The sequence below is a fragment of the Cloacibacterium caeni genome (assembly GCF_907163105.1).
GTDB classification, from domain to species: Bacteria; Bacteroidota; Bacteroidia; order Flavobacteriales; family Weeksellaceae; genus Cloacibacterium; species Cloacibacterium caeni_A.
Window position 1 is genome coordinate 1,632,779 of the sequence record NZ_OU015321.1, and the last position, 18,784, is coordinate 1,651,562.

Consider the following 18,784-nt stretch of genomic DNA (forward strand, 5'->3'; position numbering starts at 1 on the left):
AAGAGAACTCTTCAACAGAGTTCTCTTTTTTTTGGCAATAATTCAGTATTTATTGGTAATTTTCAAATAATCCTTAAAGGTCTTTTAGTTTCTTTATAAATTTAACATTCAATAATACTTAACATCATGACAACAATCAGTCTTATAGCTAATTTTATTATGAAATTCAGAAAAATTATAAGAATTGATTTTTTGATTGAGATACGCTCTCTTCAAAAAATCAATTTTCTTTTATAGATAATTCTAAAATATTGGATTTAATTCTGATAATGTTGAAATATTCCTTTATCAGAAGCCGTCCAAAACGCTGCTTTTTGCCCCGAAATTTTCAGAGCTTCATTCGTCCAGGTATTGCAGGTAAATAAGAAACTATAACTGCCTTTTGCTTCATAAAAGGAATCATTTTTACCGTAAACCGCTTTGGTTTTGATGTTGATATATTTTCCTTCAGCATTTTTATCCATAGCATCATCAATAAACTTTATCAATTTCTGATATTGCGCTGAAGTCATCTCTAATTTCTTACAATCCTCTCCTAGTTTCATTTCTTTATAAAAAGTAGTATGAATCGCACTATTCCCCAACCAAAAAGCTGCTTTGAAAGCCGTAGAAAATTTTAAATCTGCCCAAGTTGGCGTATCCAGATAAAATCCTTTATCTCCCCAACCAATAGCGATGTATCTCAAAGTAGAATCTTTGGCAACCGTATCTTCATAAGGAAATTTCTGACTCCAGTCTATTTCTTTTGATTTCACAGGGAAAACCAAATCGGTATGAACTCCATTGGTCAAAATATATGCTTCTACATTTTTGGGTTCATTGGTTTTTTCCGCAGGAATTTCTATAAAAGGCAATAAATAAGCGCTCAACAAATACAAAGCCACCAATCCAACAATAGAAACAACGGTTTTCAATAAAATTTTAAAGAATTTCTTCATGATATTTTTTTCTCGAAGATAAAGGTAAGCGAAAAATTAAAATTGTAAATGCTCCGAAAAAGCTTTGTAAAATATCAATTCTAATTTTACAAAACTCACAAAGAATGATCATTCAATAAGTTAATATTACGCATCAATCCAGAAAACTTAGTTCTTTTGACCGCAGATTTTTTAAAAATTTCAGAAAAGAGTTCTTGAGTAAGTTCCTTCCATTCGTTTTTTCTAAAATTCAATTTTTGGAAATTAGGCGCAAATTTCTCTTGTAAAGTAGGTGCAGAAAATCGGTTCCACGGACAAACGTCTTGGCAAACATCACAGCCAAACATCCAATCATCCATTTTTCCGTTAAAATAATCTGGAATTTCGTTTTTCAACTCAATCGTAGCGTAAGAAATACACTTGCTGCCATCTACAATTCTATCCGAAACAATGGCTTGAGTAGGACAAGCATCTATACACGCTCTGCAACTTCCGCAATGATCTGTAACCGCCAAATCATACTCTAAATCTAAATCACAAATAATTTCGGCTAAAAAATAGAAAGAACCATGCTTTTTGGTAATCAAATTCGCATTTTTCCCAACCCAACCTAAACCAGATTTTCTAGCCCATGCTTTTTCTAGAACAGGAGCTGAATCTACAAAAACCCTGAAACCAAACTCACCAATTTCTTCCTGCAGTTCAGTCACCATTCCTTTTAAAATATCTTTTATGACTTCATGGTAATCTTCTCCGTAAGCATATTTAGAAATTTTGAAATTATTGATTTCATCTATTTTCACTTTAGGAAAATAATTATAAGAAAGCGAAATGACAGATTTTGCACCATCTACCAAAAGTGTGGGATTCAACCTTTTGTCGAAATGATTTTCCATGTATTTCATTTCGCCGTGATAGCCTTTATTAAGCCAAGTTTCAAGACGTGGCGCTTCTTCTTCCAAAAATTCTGCTTTAGAAATTCCACAAGATTGAAACTCGAATTTCTCGGCTTTTTGCTTAATCAGTTGAGAATAATTCATTAATTTTTAACGCAAAGGCGCAAATATATTTTTTTATTTTTACGTTTTTAAGACGCAAAGTTTTAACAAACTTCGTTTGTTTTATTTTGGAAAATCTATGATTTTCTAGCGCCTTAAAAAGATTTTATTTTTATAAATTTTTCTAGCGACTTTGCGTTTTTATTCAATTATTTTGGTATGATTTTTAGTCTGTAACATAAATTACAGTGCGAAGTTAAGTTTTTTTCTATTTTTGCCCTGTAAAAATGAATGAATAATAATTAAAAAAATAAAAAATGACTTTTGAAGAAATTTTAAATTCAGGTGAATATCACTTAATCGACGTAAGACAACCAGAAGAATTACAGATGGACGGCGCAATAGAAGGCGCTGTAAATATACCTTTAGCAACTGTTCCTTTAAGACTAGACGAAATCAAGGAAATGAAAGGCCCAAAAATCATTTTCTGTAGAAGTGGAGGAAGAAGCGGACAAGCTTGCCAATTTCTAGCCCAAAATGGCTTAGAGAACATCTATAACGGTGGTGGTTTTATGCAATTACATGCTGCATTAGAGCATTATAAAAAATAATAAATCAGAGTTTTCATATTTTTTTGTACAAACAGCGCTCCCAAATTGGGAGCGCTGGCTTTGTTTTAACGAACGCTTTTAGGGTTTAAAACCCTGAAAGCGTTTTTTGTTTCTACCAAAATTTTAAAATTTAGAAAATTCAGCCTCCTCAAACTCTTTCAATAATTTTTGAAAAACTTGTTCTACCGTTAAAATCTCATCGATTAAAGCAGAAGATTGTCCAATTTCCAATTCGCCTTCTTCTAAATCTCCTTCGAACATTCCACGTTTTGCTCTTCGCTTCCCAAGTTTTTCCTGTAAAGCTTCAATATCTTTTCCTTCTTTGTAAATTTCTTCTAATTCATAGAAAAATTTATTCTTTACGAGACGAACTGGCGCCAATTCTTTTAAAGTCAATTGCGTATCTCCTTCCTGAGTTTCTACAATTTTTTGCTTCCAATTTTCATGAGCGCTTGCTTCTACGGTTGCGGCAAATCTAGAACCAATTTGAACTCCATCAGCTCCCAAAATCATCGCAGCTTTCATTTGGCTACCTACTGCAATTCCACCAGCTGCAATGAGCGGAATTTTTATATTTCTACGAACGTTAGGAATTAGAGAAAGTGTAGTGGTTTCTTCTCTTCCGTTGTGTCCGCCTGCTTCAAATCCTTCTGCTACAACTGCGTCTACCCCTGCTTCTTGACATTTTTTTGCAAATTTCACAGAAGATACTACATGCGCAACTTTTCTTCCTTCTTTTTTTAGAATTTCAGTATACGTTTTCGGATTTCCCGCCGATGTAAAAACAATAGGTACTTTTTCTTCTAAAATTATCTGAATAATCTCTTCAATATTAGGGTACAACATCGGAACATTTACGCCAAAAGGTTTATCCGTAGCGAGTTTACATTTCTGAATATGCTCTCTTAAAACATCTGGATACATGCTTCCTGCGCCAATTAAACCCAATCCACCAGCATTAGAAACCGCAGCAGCCAATTTGTAGCCAGAATGCCAAATCATTCCTCCTTGAATAATGGGATATTTAATATTAAAAAGTTGAGTAATTCTGTTCATGAATTTTTTTTGTTTAAAGATAATCATTTTAAAACACCCCGTCAAAATCAAAGATTTTGACACCCCTCTAAAAGAGGGGAATAAAAAAATCCCGAAAAGTTTCGGGATTGATATAGTGGGAAATTTTTAAAATTATTTTACGATTGCCGCTTTGTTCCAATCGGTTTTGAACTGGCAATCTTTGTAACGATTGTCTAATGAGATAAAAGTATCTGCTAGATTTTCTTTAACCCATTTTTCTAAAGTTTCTCTTTTCTTTTTATCAAGAGCAAAACTTTTAATTCTTTCAAAATCAGTAGCGATATCTAGAGAATGTTCAGGAATTATGTCATTCACTTTCATTAATACTACGGCTTTTTTCTGATTGAGTTCATCCATGAAAACTTCTGTTAAATCTCCTTTATTTACCCCTGCAATTTGATAAGCAACAGTTGCTGGAAGATTAATTTTTTCTTGTCTGTCAGAACCGTCTTCCGCTGGAATTACCCCTGCATTAAACTTGGTGTTTTTATCATCAGAATGTTTGTAAGCAGCATCTTTAAAAGTAGTTTTTCCTTCAAGGATATCTTTTCTAATTTGTTCCATTTCTGCTTTTGCAGTGGCAATTTCTTCAGCATTTGGTTCTGCTTTTAAAAGAATATGTCTTGCATCGTACAATTTACCTGATTTTTTCACCAATTGAATGATATGGAAACCAAATTCAGATTCTACAGGATCAGAAATTTCTCCTTCTTGAAGATTAAGCGCAGTAGCTTCGAAGATTTTCACCATTTTCCCTCTTCCGATGTTGGTATACAAACCACCATTTGCAGCTGAACCTGGGTCATCAGAATAGATTCTTGCTTTATTTTCGAAAGTTTCTCCGTTTAAGATATCTTGTTTGATTTTTTTAAGTTTATCGATGATTTCTTGTTTGTGCGCATCTGTAAGTTTAGGAAACATTACAATTTTAGAAAGCACTACCTCATCTTTTACTTGTGGCAATTGGTATTTGAAAGCGTTGTAAAAATCGGTCACTTCATTAGGCGTAATGTTTACTTTATCTGTGATTAACGCATATTTAGATTGGCCATAATAGTTATCAATATCCATTTTCTCAATCACGTTTTTCAATTCGTAAGAAGAACGGAATTTATAAGAATCTAACATGGCTCTTTCAGATGGAAACTGAGATAAAATCTGATTGTATTTATCACCAGCTTGTGCTCTAATCGCAGCCGTTCTGTCTTGAATAAGAGTATCTTTTTTCGCTTTATAAATTAAAAGTTTATTGCTCAAAATCTGCTCCATAAATTCGCATTTATTGGTTTGTGCAGCACCTTGTTGAATAGCGTAATTTTGTTGTTCTAAAATATCTGATTCTAATACGATTTCGTCTCCTACCACTGCAGAAATTCCATCTACTAAATCTCCTTTTTTCACTTGTGCATTTGCATTAAAAGAAATGAGCGTTACCAAAAAACTCAATGCAAATAAATATTTCATGTTTTTAATCATTGTTAAATTTTTAACTGATTTGCAAAATTATGATTCTCTGCGAGATTTCCTATAATTTTTATTATAATTATTTCTTAAAATTCTTCTCAAGTTCAGCATTAAAACTTGGTTCTATTACAATTTTTGTTTTTTGGCGTTGTTCTGCAATCGTTTTTGCTAAAATGTCTTCTCTCACATCTGCTCTTAATTCCTCCATGGCTTCTTCTTTGGTCATGGGTGAACTCGGTAAAATTCCATCAATAGCGATGATGAGTAATCTCTCTCCCAGTTTCACTTTTTGAATCCCTTTTTCGAAAGGAACTTTATTCACTTGGAAAACTTCTGCATTTTCAGACATTTCTCCTTTCTCGAAATGCACCATGAGTTGCTGCTTATCATTCAGTTTTCCGTAATATTTTTTATTGAGAGCATCCCAATTTTTAGCATCTTTAATTTCTTTGGCGATGTCTTTTTCTATGCTTAAATCGGTTAAAATTGCCACTCTTGCATCAGCTCTTTTTTCCCAAATATATTTTTGTTGATTTTTTTTGAAATAATCATCCAATAATTCTGGTTTGTTGGTTAGTTCCTTTTCAATCCACTCACTGAAAAGAAAATCTGCCAATAAGTTTTGTTGAGTTTTTAACAATTGTTCTTTAATTTCTGGTTTTTTGACAAAATCTCTAGAATAAACGGCAAAAACATCATTTCCTCTTTTAGAATCAAGGAAAGCAGACCATTGTTCTTTCGTTAATTTATCTGCATTTTTAAAATTTTCAGACAACAGCGTTTTCAAATCACCAAAAGTGAACGCATCTTTATTGAATTGATACAAAACCGCTTTATCATTTTTAAAAGCCAAATAATCCTGATATGATTTCTTAATTTTTTTGAAATCTGGGAATTCTTTGTAATCTGTAGATTTAACCAAAGATTCTATCAATTTATTATACGCTACATCAGCAAAAGGCGAATCCATCATATCTCTGATGAACATAGGATTGTATTTTTCTGAACTTTGATAAGGAACCACCGAATACAAATTGAACACAAAATATTTTTCGCCGATTAAAATAGGTTCGGTGTATTCTCCCTGCTTTTTATTTTTGAAGGCTTCATAAACTACGTCTGGCAAAACCGGAGAACCCATAACTACGCCTGCATTTTTCTTTTCACTATCGGTAGAACCGTATAATTGAGCTACTTCCTCGAATTTTTTTCCAGATTTCAGCGCTTCAAAAATTTGAGATTTCATTTTTTCTGATTCCTCATTTTTAGGATAAGAAATCATTCCAAAAATAATATAACCTAATGATGGTCTTCTGTCTACCAACTTCGCAAAAGCCGCAACTGTAGCGCTATTGACCAATTGCGTAAACTGACCAGGCTGCAAAAGTTCTAGTTGCTTGTTCAGTTCTACATCTACATTGCCAGATTTTACAAAAAATGGTTCTGGTTTCTGCTTGGTGTAATCTATAATCGCTTTTTCTAAGGTAATTTTACCCGATTTTACGTCATTGTAAATTTGATTGTAATCATTTTTATCGTCAGCTGTTTTTTCTACATAGAAAACCTGAATTTTCTTCTCAATCAAGTTGGATGAAAAATATTGCTGAAGTGAAGACTGCATGATTTCTTTAGGATAAAAACGCTCTTCTCTAAGTTGTTGCTCTTTTTCGGCCATTGTTTTTTTGAAATAGCCTAAAGTATCTGCTCTTTTTTCTAAAGCAAAATTCTGGAGCAACTTAAAATCTACATACGTTTTCACGGTATTTTCTATGCCAGAATTTTCTAAACCATATTTATTTTCGGTTTTAAATTTATCTACAGAAATACTGTCTTTTCCTATAATAAGATACTGTGATTGATAGCTTACAAAAGCTAAAAAGAGGACTAAACTTAACGTTTTTTTCATGTTTTCTTCAATTTTCATTTGCTTTTGGAAATCCTAACATTCATCTTTCCAAAAATTTACAGCCTCAAAGCTAAAAAAAATCCCTTTCAAATAAAATTTAAAAGGGAGTTAATTATTTCTTAAAATTATTTTGCAATCTAAATTTTATGCAACGCAAAGATTTTATTAATCCTATGAACAATTTTAGTGAGCAAAGAATACGAATAAATTCGTTTTAAGCGTTCGCTTTATCAATTCGCTAGCGAATCTAACTTTGCTCTCTTGATATTTTATTTCAATTTTATAAACTTTGCGTTTAATAAAAGTTGAAAATTCATGGTAATCTGCGTTTTCAAAACGTTTTTAAAGTTTCACTTCGAAAGTGGTAAGTTCTTTAAATTGTTTTATTCTGCTAATCATTTCGGCTTCGGTAACTTCTTCTAAACGCTGAGTTCCGAATTTTTCTACCGTAAAACTTGCCATTGCAGAACCTACAATTAATGCAGATTTCATTTCTTCGAAAGTAAATTCTTGGTTTTTAGTCAAATACGCTGCAAAACCACCTGCGAAAGTATCTCCAGCTCCAGTTGGATCAAAAACTTCTTCTAACGGCAATGCTGGAATTGCGAAGATTTTACCATCATTAAATAACAATGCTCCGTGTTCTCCTTTTTTGATAATCACGAATTCTGGTCCCATTTCGTGGATTTTTTGCGCTGCTTTCACCAGTGAATATTCTCCTGAAAGCTGACGTGCTTCTTCATCATTAATGGTAATAACGTCTGTTTTAGCAATTACTTCCAATAATAAATCCCAAGTAAGATCCATCCAGAAATTCATGGTATCTAAAATCACCAATTGTGGACGTTTTTCCATTCTATCTAACACGGCTAATTGTACAGCAGGATGCAGATTTCCTAAAAGTAAAACTTCGGCATCTTTTGCAGATTCTGGAATTTTCGGGTCGAAATTCTCTAGAACATTCAGTTCTGTAGCTAAAGTATCTCTAGAATTAAGGTCGTTATGATATTTCCCACTCCAGAAAAATGTTTTCCCGTCCTTAATCATTTCTACTCCATCGATATTGATTCCTTTAGAAGTCATCATATCTAAATAGTGCTGTGGAAAATCTCCACCAATCACCGAAACCAAACTCACGTCTGTTTTCATTACAGAAGCGGCTAAACCTATGTAAGTTGCTGCTCCTCCTAAAATTTTATCAGTTTTACCAAAAGGCGTTTCTATGGCATCAAATGCTACAGTTCCTACTGCTAATAATTTCATATGTAGATATTATTTATTGTTTTTATATATTATTTTTTTCTCTCCAACTCTACCACTCTCCAACTCCCCCATTCTCCAACTCTCCCATTCTCCAACTCTCCCACTCTCCCACTCTCCCACTCAAACTACTTCCACTGGAAAGTATCAATCATGTGCAGCAAGTCTTTTTTAATATAATCTACTGCTGGTGCGAGTGAATCTGGTTTTGGTCTTGTATTAAAATATAAATTCGCGGTTACAAAATGTCTGGTGCTATCTGTGATAAAAATCTGAATATTAGAAGCACTTTCTCCTTTTAATTCATACACATTTCCATACACTTTTTTCTCTGGATAAGAAAAAGACTTGGTTTCGATAGCTGAAGCTTTAATGGTATGTCCGTAAACCATTTTTTCTACTTCTTTTACGTGCGCATCAAAATCATTTTTCACCGGAAAATACGTAATGAAAACATTGGCTTTCATTTTGGGATAACGCAAATTATACCAACATGCTTGTTTAGCATCTGCTATTGCTGCAAAATCTGAATATTCAAAACTATAAGCACATGGATTAGTAAATGCTTGATAATGAGGCTGTGGATATTCTAGACGCAATTCACCTTTGGGTTTAGGCTTTGTTTCTTCGCTACACGCCAATGCAGAAAATGCTAACAAAATGACTGCTAATTTTTTAAACATTCTGCAAAAGTAAGAATTTTTTGTGGAAGAATTTTCTCGAAAATCAAGTTTAAAGATTTAATTTTCAAACGTTTTCTTCAAATAATTTTCTAAAGGTTTCGGAAAAGACTTCTGATGAGAATTTTCGTAATCTGTAATCTGCAATTGATGCTTCTGAGCGTAGTTTTTAAAAACTTTTTCATCCTGCAAAATCACTTTAGAAATACTGATTTCCAGATTCTTATGCGTGAGTTTATGATGCACTGTTTTTTCCTCCACTATATAATCTTCCAATTCCTGAGAAATACTTTCTGGAAAATCATATAATTTCTTCCAAATAAAGGAATCATCTCGTTGTTTGATGAGGAATTTATCTTCATACATTATATAATAATAGTGTAGTTTTAAATCTACCGCTTTTACTTTTTTAGATTTCACAGGGAAATCCAGCACTTTTCCTGTTTCGTAGGCCAGACAATTTTCTTGAACCGGGCAGCTTTCACACTGTGGATTTTTAGGTTTACAGACTTCTGAACCCAAATCCATAATGGCTTGGTTAAAGTTACCCGGATTTTTATCAGGCATTATTAATAAAGCCAATTCATAGAAATAAGCATACGCTTTCGGTGAGGAAACATCAAAATCATCGGCAAAGACTCTACTTAGCACTCGGTAGAAATTCCCATCAATGGCAGGAACTTTTTCATCAAAACAAATGCTGGAAACCGCAGCTGCAGTATATTTTCCTACGCCTTTTAGTTTTAAAATTTCAGAAAAGGAGTCTGGAAAAGCTCCTCCGAAATCTTCCATTACTTGTTGTGCTGCTTTGTGCAGATTAATCGCTCGGGAATAGTAGCCTAAACCTTTCCAATAGAGTAAAACTTCGTCTATTTCTGCTTTGGCTAGAGACTTTACTGTAGGAAATCTTTCTACAAAATTCAGGTAATGATTCTTGCCTTGCTCTACTCTAGTCTGCTGTAAAACGATTTCGCAGACCCAAATGTGATAAGGATTCTTGGTTTTTCGCCAAGGTAAATCTCTCGCATTCAAATCATACCATTTCAAGAGTTTTAAACCAATGTTTAGAAAATCAGTATTTTTGTTCTTCTTTTTCAAAAAATATTTTTTATATTTGCACACCAAAAATAAAAACAAAAAAGGAAATGACAAAGGCAGAATTGGTAAACACCATCTCAAGCAAATTAGGAATAGAAAAAAATGATACACAAAAAGTTATCGAAGCTTTTATGCAAGAAATCAGAACTTCTATGTATAATGGAGATAACGTATATTTAAGAGGTTTCGGTTCTTTTGTAATCAAAACCAGAGCAGCAAAAACAGGTAGAAATATTTCTAAAAATACAGCTATCAACATTCCTGCTCACAACATCCCAGCTTTCAAACCTTCTAAAACTTTCGTAGAAAAAGTTAAAACTAAGGTTGCTGTAAAATAATTTATAATTTAGGTTCAAAAAAAAATTCAAATATTAACTTTTAAAAATTTCTAACTATGCCAAGCGGAAAGAAAAGAAAAAGACACAAGGTGGCTACCCACAAAAGAAAGAAAAGAAGAAGAGCAAACAGACATAAGAAAAAATAATCTTTTCTGTTTAGATACAATATAATATAGTTGGTGTTTTTATCTTTAATAATGAGCACTAACTATATTTTTGTTTTAATTAAAAACTTTAAAAAGAAATTTTAGAAAATGAAGAAAGAATTAATAATCTCTTATGAAGATGATGCTTCTAAAATTGCCCTTATTGAAGACGGTAGATTATTCGAGCTCCACGAGATACAGCAGAATACAGATTTTGTAGTAGGCGATATCTTTGTGGGAAAAATTAAAAAATTAGCTCCTAATCTCAATGCTGCTTTCGTAAATATAGGTTACGAGAAAGATGCTTTTTTGCATTATCAGGATCTCGGTCCGCAGTATCTTACCTATCGCAAGTTTTTACAGGATACGGTATCCAAAAGACAACAAACTTCTTCGCTTAAAAACTTCCAAATTCAGCCAGAAATAGACAAGCACGGCACTGTAGACAAAGTCATTGCTGCTCAAGACGAAGTTTTATTGCAAATTACCAAGGAACCTATTTCTACTAAAGGGCCCAGAATTTCTACCCAGATTTCTTTAACGGGTAGATTTCTAGTACTCATCCCTTTTGATAATAAGGTTTCTATCTCTAAAAAAGTTAAAAGCACCGAAGAAAAAGCAAGGCTCAAAACGCTTATCGAAAGCATAAAGCCTGAAGGTTTCGGTGTAATCATCAGAACAGTAGCAGAAGGAAAAAAAGTAGCAGAACTTCATAACGACATGAACCAACTGGTTGATAAATGGAACGTTTGCTTCAAAAATATCCAAAAAAATAAAACTCCTGCCAAAGTTCTTAGTGAAGAAGACAAAGCTTCGGCTATTTTGAGAGACAATTTCAATCAAGATTTCGTTTCTATCATTTGTGACGATGAACAAATGGTAAACGATATGAAAAATTATCTTGAAGTCATTGCTCCAGAACGAAAAAACATTGTACAATTTTATGATTCTCACATTCCTCTTCTGGAATATTACAATGTAGAAAAACAGCTGAAACAATCTTTTGGAAAACACGTAAACATCCCAAGTTCTAAAGGTGCTTACCTCGTGATAGAACACACAGAAGCACTGCACGTAGTAGACGTGAACTCTGGGAACAACATTTCTTCTGGCACTGCCAATAAAGAACACGCCCTAAACGTGAACAAAATGGCAGCTACAGAAATTGCAAGACAACTCAGACTGCGAGATATGGGAGGAATTATTGTGGTAGATTTTATAGACATGCCAAATCCTGACCACAGAAAAGACCTCTACGAACACTTGCGCGAAGAAATGAAACGCGACAAAGCAAAGCACAAAATCCTACCGCCGAGTAAATTTGGTTTGATACAAATCACCAGACAACGTGTAAGACCAGAAAAACAAATAGACACCAAAGAAGAAAACCCGAATAAAGACGGCGAAATCTTGGCTCCTATTTTTGTGGTAGAACGCATGGAAGAAACCATCAAAGATTTCTTTACCAAAAACAAGGGCAAATTATACCTACACACGCATCCGTTTGTAGAAGCATATCTTACAAAAGGATTGATGAGCCAACAAATGAAATGGTTTATCAAATACAAAAAATGGGTAACCATTATCCCAAGAGATTCTTTTAAATATCTGGAGTACAGACTCTATGATGCAGACAAAAAAGAACTCGTAAGCTACTCGAATTAATGAGTAATAACAAATGAAATTTTCGGTGCTCTCCTTGAGGAGAGTTAGAGAGGAAGAAAATTTCTAAAAATTATAAAATCGTTGCAGTAATGCAGCGATTTTTTTGTTTATATTTGTTAAAACTAATAAGCAAGAAACTCAGATAAGGAACTCAAATAAACCTTTATAATAAATTATAAAATTTTTGCAATTAAACTACATCTAATTTAGACTGATATATTGATCTAAAATTTTATCTTTGAAATTAAAATATAATTATAATTTTTAAAATGTTTGATGAAAATAGAAATAGCGAAAGTTTTTTAGTAAAAGAACCTCAATTAGAGATTTTATATTATCCAAAAAAAACTAAAGAAAATAAAAAAGACACATTAAATGTTCTTTCTCTATTTTCGGGTTGTGGTGGTATGGATTTAGGTTTTGAGGGGGGATTTTCTGTTTTAAAATCTTCTGTCAACGAAACTTTAAATCCTAATTTCATTGAAAAAAATCTAAAAAATGGTTTTGTCAAATTAAGAAAAACAAAGTTTAAAACTGTTTTTGCAAACGATATTTTACCAGATGCAAGAAATGCATGGGTAAATTTTTTTACAAAACGTGGACATAATGCTGAAGACTTTTATCAAGATAGCATTGTTGATTTAGTAAAAATGTATAGAAGCGGAACGAATGTTTTTCCTGATGATGTTGATGTTGTAACAGGAGGATTTCCTTGTCAAGATTTTAGTCTTGCAGGAAAAAGAAACGGCTTTAACTCACACAAAAACCACAAAGGTGAAATAATTAATGATAAAACCGCATCCGTGGAAACTCGTGGACAACTTTATATGTGGATGAAAGAAGTTATTGAGATTACACAACCAAAAATTTTTATTGCAGAAAATGTAAAAGGATTGGTAAATCTTGGTGATGTAAAATCTATTATTCAAAGTGACTTTTCTTCCGCAAATGGTAACGGATACATTGTACTTGACCCGCAAGTTTTACATTCTGCAGATTACGGAGTTCCGCAATCTAGAGAAAGAGTAATTTTTATTGGAATAAAAAAATCTGCTTTAACAGAAACTGCTTTATATGAATTGCAAAAAAAAGTAATTTCCGACAAATACAATCCTTATCCGCAACCAACTCACGCTTATAGTAGTGCAGGAGAAAATCTAAAGCCTTTTGTCCAATTAAAAGAAGTTTTCAAATGTTTAGAAGAACCTGAAAATTCAAATGATCTTTCTCAAAAAGCATATTCAAAAGCAAAGTTTATGGGTAAACATTGCCAAGGTCAAACTGAAATAAAACTATCAAATATTTCTCCAACAATCCGTGCAGAACACCACGGAAACATTGAATTCAGAAGGCTTTCAAAAGAAAACGGAGGTTTGCACGAGGAGGAACTAAAAAAAGGTTTAAAAGAAAGAAGACTAACTGTAAGAGAATGCGCATTAATCCAAACTTTTCCGCCCGATTACGAATTTGTAATTGAAAATAAAAACGGCAGAAAAGGTTCTTTTTTAGTAAGTCCATCGCAAGCATATAAAATAATTGGAAACGCAGTTCCACCACTTCTAAGCTATAATTTGGCAACAAGAATAGAGGAAGTTTGGGATTTATATTTTAGAAAAGAATATGATAATATCAGTTAATTCAGACCCAAACCGAAATGAATTTGATTTGTTATTAAGCTCAACAATAACTGAATTAAATGTTCATGCAAAAAATTCTTCAAAGAAAGTAGCAACACTTTTAGGAAGAAATTTAGAACCATTCGTAAAAGATATAATGTCAGAAATTGCTGTCGGAACTCCATTTGAAAATTCTATTGAATTAATTGGTGGACAAAAATTTCCTGATATTGTTGCAAATAAATATTACGGAATTGAAGTTAAAACAACTACTCAAAATCACTGGAAAACAACTGGAAACAGCGTTTTAGAAAGTACAAGAGTTAATGATGTGGAAAGAATTTTCATGCTTTTTGCAAAATTGGCAAGTCCTATAGAGTTTCGTTGCCGGCCTTACGAAGAAGTTTTGTCGGAAGTAGTAGTAACGCATTCCCCCAGATATTTGATAGACATGAATTTGGAAAAAGGCAAAACTATCTTTGACAAAATAAAAATGCCTTATGACACTTTGCGAAAAAAAGAAAATCCAATTAAACCACTTGTAAATTATTATAAAAGTAAACTAAAAGCTGGAGAAGAACTTTGGTGGATGGATAGTGAGAATGGTAATGATTCAAGTAATATTGTAATTAGAATTTGGAATAATTTACCACAAAATGAAAAGCAAGAACTAAAAAATAGCTCAATGATATTTTTTCCTGAACTTTTTGGAAATCGTAGTGACAAATTTAACAGAGTTGCAATTTGGCTTGCAACAAGAAAGTCAATTGTTTGTCCTAACATTCGTGATTTATTTACTGCAGGTGGGAAAGTTGATATAATTATTGGCACAAAAAAATATGATAGAGTTCCTAGAATTTTTTTAAACTTATTCCAAAATCTCCCACAAATTTTGGAAAATATTGTAAAAATTTCACCGATTGAATTGTCAGAATATTGGGAAATAAAAACATCGGAAAAAAATAAAATTTTTGATTGGATAGATTTAGTTTCGGAAAGTGCAAAATCCATAAGAGATGCACAACATTTAAACATTAAAGAAATTTTGACTGAACAAATTTACCTCTAAAAAGAAAGTATTACATAATTAAAGTAAATCTACCAAATTTCACAATCCTCTAACCCCGATCTCGCGGATTTATAATCCGTGAGTCTCACTTATCCAATAAAAATTAGTACTCAAAACCCAATCACCCGTTCTCGCGGGTTTATAATCCGTGAGTCTCACTTATCCAATAAAAATTAAAACTCAATAACAAGTCTCACACAAGAACATAATGCAAGCAACACAATCGCTAGAATATAGCATGACACTTGCAGGATAAAGGCAGGATAGTTGCTCTCCACTTATAACTGCTTTTATTTTTACAACCCAAAAACCTCTGCTTTCGCAGAGGTTTTTCTATGAAATAACTTCTACTCAATTTCGGGTAAAAGAGCAGTCAAGTTTGAGGTTTGTTCGTGGTTCCTTCGTGTTTCCTTCGAATCAGCCTCGGAAAAGTACCCTAAATCACGAACAAACCACGAACAAATGTAAAAGGAAACTCAACTCAGACCCTAACTTGAGTTGTAAAAAATCTTATCAACATTTAACAATCCTTTAAAACAAGCTCTGCTAAAAATTCCCTATTTTTGAGCAATGCAAAATTCTTTAGAAATACTATTACAGCAGTTGCAAGATGCAGAGTTGGGTGGTTTTGATGCGCAAAAAGATTATGCGCCACCATATCGTTCTCTGCTCACGCAAGAAGAAATTTTGGCCAAAAATCCTAAATACGCCGCCGTCAATATTTTACTCTATCCCAAAAACGGAGAATGGCACTTTCCGCTCATCCACAGAACGCACAATGAGAACGACAGACATTCTGGGCAGATTTCGCTTCCTGGTGGTAAAAAAGATGACACCGATGCAGATTTTGCAGAAACCGCCATCCGTGAAACTTGGGAAGAAATAGGCGTTACCACTTCCCAAATCAAAATCGTGAGAGAACTCTCTCCTATTTATATCCCGCCAAGTAATTTTTTCGTGTATGCTTTTCTGTCTTACACCGAAAATTGGCCAGATTTTAATCACCAACAAACCGAAGTTCAAGAAATTTTAGAAGTTCCACTTTCTGTGATACGAGATTTGCCAAAACCACCTTTAACCATGGAATTGCCAAGAACCAATGGATATAAAGTTCCTTATTTTGATTTCCAAAACCACAAAATTTGGGGCGCCACTTCTATGATTTTGAGTGAATTGAACGAGTTGCTAAAAAATGTTTAAATTTGCAATCTGCATTTTGATGTTTAATTCATTATCAAAAAATTTTTAAACCACAAAAGCCACAAAAGAAAAGCTTGAAAATAAGTCTTTCAAAAGAAGAAAAAGTATTGCTTAATCTTTTTCATTTTAGGAAACTTTAAAACAAATATAGCTTTTGTCACTTTTTCGGTTAAAAATTAATAGCGCAGAAAAATCATTTGTGTTTAATAAAAATCGAGCTTAATAGCTGCTTGAAAAATGGCGAAGAAAAGCATTTTTACAGATTCTTTCGGGAATATTTACTTTTTAAAGAGATTTATCATCTTCATCTTGGGAATGATTTCCTACAGAAGATTTAATGGGTTCAACAAACTGAAAATCACAGGAACCGAGCATTTGGTAAACCTCCCGAAAAACAATGTGTTATTCGTATCTAACCACCAAACGTATTTTGCTGATGTAGCAGCAATGTACCACGTTTTCTGTGCCGTGAATAATGGATATATGAACACCATCAAAAATCCTGTTTACCTGTTGAATCCAAAAGTAGATTTCTACTATGTAGCCGCAGAAGAAACCATGAATAAAGGAATTTTGGCAAGAATTTTTAAATTGGCAGGAGCAGTTACCGTGAAGAGAACTTGGCGCGCCGAAGGAAAAAATGTAAACAGAATGGTAGATTTAAAAGAAGTAGAAAATATTCTGAAAGCGCTAGATAATGGTTGGGTAATTTCTTTTCCACAAGGAACTACTTCTGCTTTTGCACAAGGTAGAAAAGGAACTGCTAAACTCGTTCAGCAACAACGTTCTATCGTTATTCCTATTAAAATCAATGGTTTCCGTAGAGCTTTTGACAAAAAGGGATTGAGAGTAAAAGTGACAGGTGTAGAACCTACCATGCAATTTAAAGCGCCACTAGATATAGATTACGACAACGAAAAAGCAGAAGATATTCTTAACAAAATTATGCACGCCATCGAGCAAACACCTGAACATAACGTGTTACACGATTACGACAAAGAATATCAGGAGCGCAAAAAACAAGAGAAAAAAGACGAGTAAACTTATTTTATTAAATTTTACTTGATTCTTTTTACTTGGCTCTTTTTAATTTTAATTAAAACATGAACATTCATTTCATTGCAATTGGCGGTGCTGCGATGCACAATCTTGCCATAGCTCTCAAAAATAAAGGTTACCAAATCACAGGTTCAGATGATGCTATTTTTGAACCTTCTCTTTCTCAATTGCAAAAAAACGGACTTCTTCCTGAAAGTTTAGGTTGGTTTCCTGAAAAAATATCTGAAAATTTAGACGCAGTCATTTTAGGAATGCACGCCAAAAAAGAGAATCCAGAACTCTTGAAAGCTCAAGAACTGGGCATTAAAATCTATTCTTATCCAGAATTTCTATACGAACAGAGCAAAGAAAAAACCAGAGTGGTGATTGCAGGTTCTCACGGGAAAACTACCATTACTTCGATGGTTCTTCATGCGTTGCAATACCATCATTTCGATACAGATTTTATGGTGGGTGCGCCGTTAGAAGGTTTTGGCTGCATGGTTAAACTTTCTTCGGAAAATGATTTCATTATCTTAGAAGGAGACGAATATCTTTCTTCGCCGATAGATTCTCGTCCGAAATTCTTACATTATCATCCGAATATTGCTTTGATTTCTGGGATTTCTTGGGATCACATTAATGTTTTTAAAACGGAAGAAGAATATGTAGAAGCTTTCAGAAATTTTATTAAAAAAATTACTTCTGGTGGAATTTTAGTGTACAATGAAGAAGATGAAACCGTAGTAAAACTGGTAGACGAAGCGGAGAATTATTTCAGAAAAATGCCTTACAAAACGCCCAACTACGAAACCAAAAACGGTAAAACTTCCGTAGAGACAGAAATGGGGCAAATTCCGCTTAAAATTTTCGGAAAGCACAATTTACTGAATTTAGAAGGAGCAAGGCTTATTTGTAATCAAATGGGCATTCTAGACGAAGATTTCTACGAAGCCATGATGAGTTTCTCTGGCGCATCAAAACGTTTAGAAAAGGTAAAAAGAAATGATGATGTGATTTTGTACAGAGATTTTGCTCACGCTCCAAGTAAAGTAAAAGCATCCGTAGAAGCTTTTGCAGAACAATTTCCCGCTATGAATAAAGTAGGTTTTCTAGAACTTCACACCTACTCTTCTCTAAATCCCGAATTTTTGCCTCAATACAAAAATACTTTAGCCCATCTCGATGAAGCGGTGGTTTTCTATGATTTGGAAGCTTTGAAAATTAAAAATATGACTCCCATTTCGCCTGAATTGATTAAAGAATCTTTCGGGAAGGAAAATTTACAGGTTTTTACCAATGCGGATGATTTGAAAAATTTTTGGCAAAATCTAGAAAAATCAAATGCTGCTTTCCTGATGATGAGCAGCGGAAATCTTGGCGGAATTTCCTTGACTTAAATAAAAATCAATCGTTCATCCTTTTAAAACGCAAAGTTTTTAAAACTTTAAAGTAAAAAAATTAAGCAAGCAAAGGTAAAATTCGCTAGCGAATTGGATTAAGCCTATGCTTAAAAAACGAATTGATTTGTATACTTTCCTCACTTAAAATAGCAAATAAATCATTAAAACATCTTTGTGTTTTACAAAAAGATTACACAAGCTATGTACATCGCAATAGCAGATAAGTTTCCATCATTTTAAGTACTTTCTAGCAAAACATTTTCTCAAAAATTTTAGATTTTTTTTCGCTAACTATTTC

At 33.2% G+C, this 18,784-nt stretch carries 16 protein-coding genes; 8 read left to right on the top strand and 8 right to left on the bottom strand.

The annotated features are described in order from the left end of the window. Nucleotides 1-257 precede the first annotated feature (257 nt). Both KKQ76_RS07445 and queG read right to left on the bottom strand, forming a co-directional pair. Nucleotides 258-938, bottom strand: coding sequence for a TIGR02117 family protein (locus KKQ76_RS07445; RefSeq protein WP_213196598.1), 681 nt, complete (start codon nucleotides 936-938; stop codon nucleotides 258-260). Nucleotides 939-1,033: 95 nt separating this feature from the next. Further along, complete coding sequence (gene queG / locus KKQ76_RS07450) at nucleotides 1,034-1,957, bottom strand: tRNA epoxyqueuosine(34) reductase QueG (protein ID WP_213196600.1); 924 nt, start codon at nucleotides 1,955-1,957, stop codon at nucleotides 1,034-1,036. Nucleotides 1,958-2,232: 275 nt separating this feature from the next. Between queG and KKQ76_RS07455 the strand changes: the two genes are divergently transcribed. Further along, entirely contained in the window at nucleotides 2,233-2,526 is a 294-nt protein-coding gene (locus KKQ76_RS07455; RefSeq protein WP_104793309.1) for a rhodanese-like domain-containing protein, read from the top strand. Between the two features lie 123 nt (nucleotides 2,527-2,649). Here KKQ76_RS07455 and KKQ76_RS07460 read toward each other — a convergent pair whose 3' ends face one another. The 6 genes from KKQ76_RS07460 to mutY all read right to left on the bottom strand — a co-directional run bounded on the left by KKQ76_RS07460 (nucleotide 2,650) and on the right by mutY (nucleotide 10,011). After that, nucleotides 2,650-3,609 carry an NAD(P)H-dependent flavin oxidoreductase gene (locus KKQ76_RS07460; protein ID WP_213196602.1) on the bottom strand — a complete coding sequence of 320 codons (960 nt, stop codon included), beginning with the start codon at nucleotides 3,607-3,609 and terminating at the stop codon, nucleotides 2,650-2,652. A gap of 105 nt (nucleotides 3,610-3,714) precedes the next feature. Next, nucleotides 3,715-5,067, bottom strand: coding sequence for a peptidylprolyl isomerase (locus tag KKQ76_RS07465; protein WP_246501363.1), 1,353 nt, complete (start codon nucleotides 5,065-5,067; stop codon nucleotides 3,715-3,717). A 79-nt stretch (nucleotides 5,068-5,146) separates the two neighbouring features. Further along, a complete protein-coding gene (locus KKQ76_RS07470; protein WP_213196605.1) occupies nucleotides 5,147-6,991 on the bottom strand; it encodes a peptidylprolyl isomerase in 1,845 nt (614 codons plus the stop codon). A 324-nt stretch (nucleotides 6,992-7,315) separates the two neighbouring features. Then, entirely contained in the window at nucleotides 7,316-8,236 is a 921-nt protein-coding gene (locus KKQ76_RS07475; protein ID WP_213196606.1) for a PfkB family carbohydrate kinase, read from the bottom strand. Nucleotides 8,237-8,361: 125 nt separating this feature from the next. Beyond that, nucleotides 8,362-8,916, bottom strand: a complete 555-nt coding sequence (gene gldD / locus KKQ76_RS07480; RefSeq protein WP_213196607.1) for a gliding motility lipoprotein GldD — start codon at nucleotides 8,914-8,916, stop codon at nucleotides 8,362-8,364. 57 nt (nucleotides 8,917-8,973) lie between these two features. After that, entirely contained in the window at nucleotides 8,974-10,011 is a 1,038-nt protein-coding gene (gene mutY / locus KKQ76_RS07485; RefSeq protein WP_213196608.1) for an A/G-specific adenine glycosylase, read from the bottom strand. Nucleotides 10,012-10,058: 47 nt separating this feature from the next. On the opposite strand from mutY, the gene KKQ76_RS07490 reads away from it, so the two are divergent. The 7 genes from KKQ76_RS07490 to KKQ76_RS07520 all read left to right on the top strand — a co-directional run bounded on the left by KKQ76_RS07490 (nucleotide 10,059) and on the right by KKQ76_RS07520 (nucleotide 18,483). Continuing rightward, on the top strand, nucleotides 10,059-10,349 hold the full coding sequence (locus KKQ76_RS07490; protein WP_069797137.1) for an HU family DNA-binding protein: 291 nt from the start codon (nucleotides 10,059-10,061) through the stop codon (nucleotides 10,347-10,349). Nucleotides 10,350-10,603: 254 nt separating this feature from the next. Continuing rightward, nucleotides 10,604-12,160 carry an Rne/Rng family ribonuclease gene (locus KKQ76_RS07495; RefSeq protein WP_213196609.1) on the top strand — a complete coding sequence of 519 codons (1,557 nt, stop codon included), beginning with the start codon at nucleotides 10,604-10,606 and terminating at the stop codon, nucleotides 12,158-12,160. Nucleotides 12,161-12,429: 269 nt separating this feature from the next. Continuing rightward, complete coding sequence (locus tag KKQ76_RS07500; protein ID WP_213196610.1) at nucleotides 12,430-13,797, top strand: DNA cytosine methyltransferase; 1,368 nt, start codon at nucleotides 12,430-12,432, stop codon at nucleotides 13,795-13,797. Then, nucleotides 13,781-14,845 (top strand): hypothetical protein, encoded by a 1,065-nt coding sequence (locus KKQ76_RS07505; RefSeq protein WP_246501364.1) that lies wholly within the window; start codon nucleotides 13,781-13,783, stop codon nucleotides 14,843-14,845. Before KKQ76_RS07500 ends, KKQ76_RS07505 begins: the two co-directional genes overlap by 17 nt. A gap of 570 nt (nucleotides 14,846-15,415) precedes the next feature. Next, nucleotides 15,416-16,045 carry an NUDIX hydrolase gene (locus KKQ76_RS07510; RefSeq protein WP_213196611.1) on the top strand — a complete coding sequence of 210 codons (630 nt, stop codon included), beginning with the start codon at nucleotides 15,416-15,418 and terminating at the stop codon, nucleotides 16,043-16,045. A 237-nt stretch (nucleotides 16,046-16,282) separates the two neighbouring features. Beyond that, nucleotides 16,283-17,086: a lysophospholipid acyltransferase family protein gene (locus KKQ76_RS07515; RefSeq protein WP_213196612.1), complete on the top strand. Its 804-nt coding sequence runs from the start codon at nucleotides 16,283-16,285 to the stop codon at nucleotides 17,084-17,086. A 62-nt stretch (nucleotides 17,087-17,148) separates the two neighbouring features. Next, nucleotides 17,149-18,483, top strand: coding sequence for a UDP-N-acetylmuramate--L-alanine ligase (locus KKQ76_RS07520; protein WP_213196613.1), 1,335 nt, complete (start codon nucleotides 17,149-17,151; stop codon nucleotides 18,481-18,483). Nucleotides 18,484-18,784: the final 301 nt, after the last annotated feature.

Coding starts and splice junctions, on each gene's coding strand:
- gldD (WP_213196607.1), bottom strand. CDS start 8,916: ATGTTTAAAAAATTAGCAGTCATTTTGTTAGCATTTTCTGCATTGGCG.
- KKQ76_RS07520 (WP_213196613.1), top strand. CDS start 17,149: ATGAACATTCATTTCATTGCAATTGGCGGTGCTGCGATGCACAATCTT.
- KKQ76_RS07495 (WP_213196609.1), top strand. CDS start 10,604: ATGAAGAAAGAATTAATAATCTCTTATGAAGATGATGCTTCTAAAATT.
- KKQ76_RS07475 (WP_213196606.1), bottom strand. CDS start 8,236: ATGAAATTATTAGCAGTAGGAACTGTAGCATTTGATGCCATAGAAACG.
- KKQ76_RS07455 (WP_104793309.1), top strand. CDS start 2,233: ATGACTTTTGAAGAAATTTTAAATTCAGGTGAATATCACTTAATCGAC.
- KKQ76_RS07465 (WP_246501363.1), bottom strand. CDS start 5,067: ATGAAATATTTATTTGCATTGAGTTTTTTGGTAACGCTCATTTCTTTT.
- KKQ76_RS07515 (WP_213196612.1), top strand. CDS start 16,283: ATGGCGAAGAAAAGCATTTTTACAGATTCTTTCGGGAATATTTACTTT.
- KKQ76_RS07505 (WP_246501364.1), top strand. CDS start 13,781: ATGATAATATCAGTTAATTCAGACCCAAACCGAAATGAATTTGATTTG.
- KKQ76_RS07445 (WP_213196598.1), bottom strand. CDS start 938: ATGAAGAAATTCTTTAAAATTTTATTGAAAACCGTTGTTTCTATTGTT.
- KKQ76_RS07500 (WP_213196610.1), top strand. CDS start 12,430: ATGTTTGATGAAAATAGAAATAGCGAAAGTTTTTTAGTAAAAGAACCT.
- KKQ76_RS07510 (WP_213196611.1), top strand. CDS start 15,416: ATGCAAAATTCTTTAGAAATACTATTACAGCAGTTGCAAGATGCAGAG.
- KKQ76_RS07460 (WP_213196602.1), bottom strand. CDS start 3,609: ATGATTATCTTTAAACAAAAAAAATTCATGAACAGAATTACTCAACTT.
- KKQ76_RS07470 (WP_213196605.1), bottom strand. CDS start 6,991: ATGAAAATTGAAGAAAACATGAAAAAAACGTTAAGTTTAGTCCTCTTT.
- queG (WP_213196600.1), bottom strand. CDS start 1,957: ATGAATTATTCTCAACTGATTAAGCAAAAAGCCGAGAAATTCGAGTTT.
- KKQ76_RS07490 (WP_069797137.1), top strand. CDS start 10,059: ATGACAAAGGCAGAATTGGTAAACACCATCTCAAGCAAATTAGGAATA.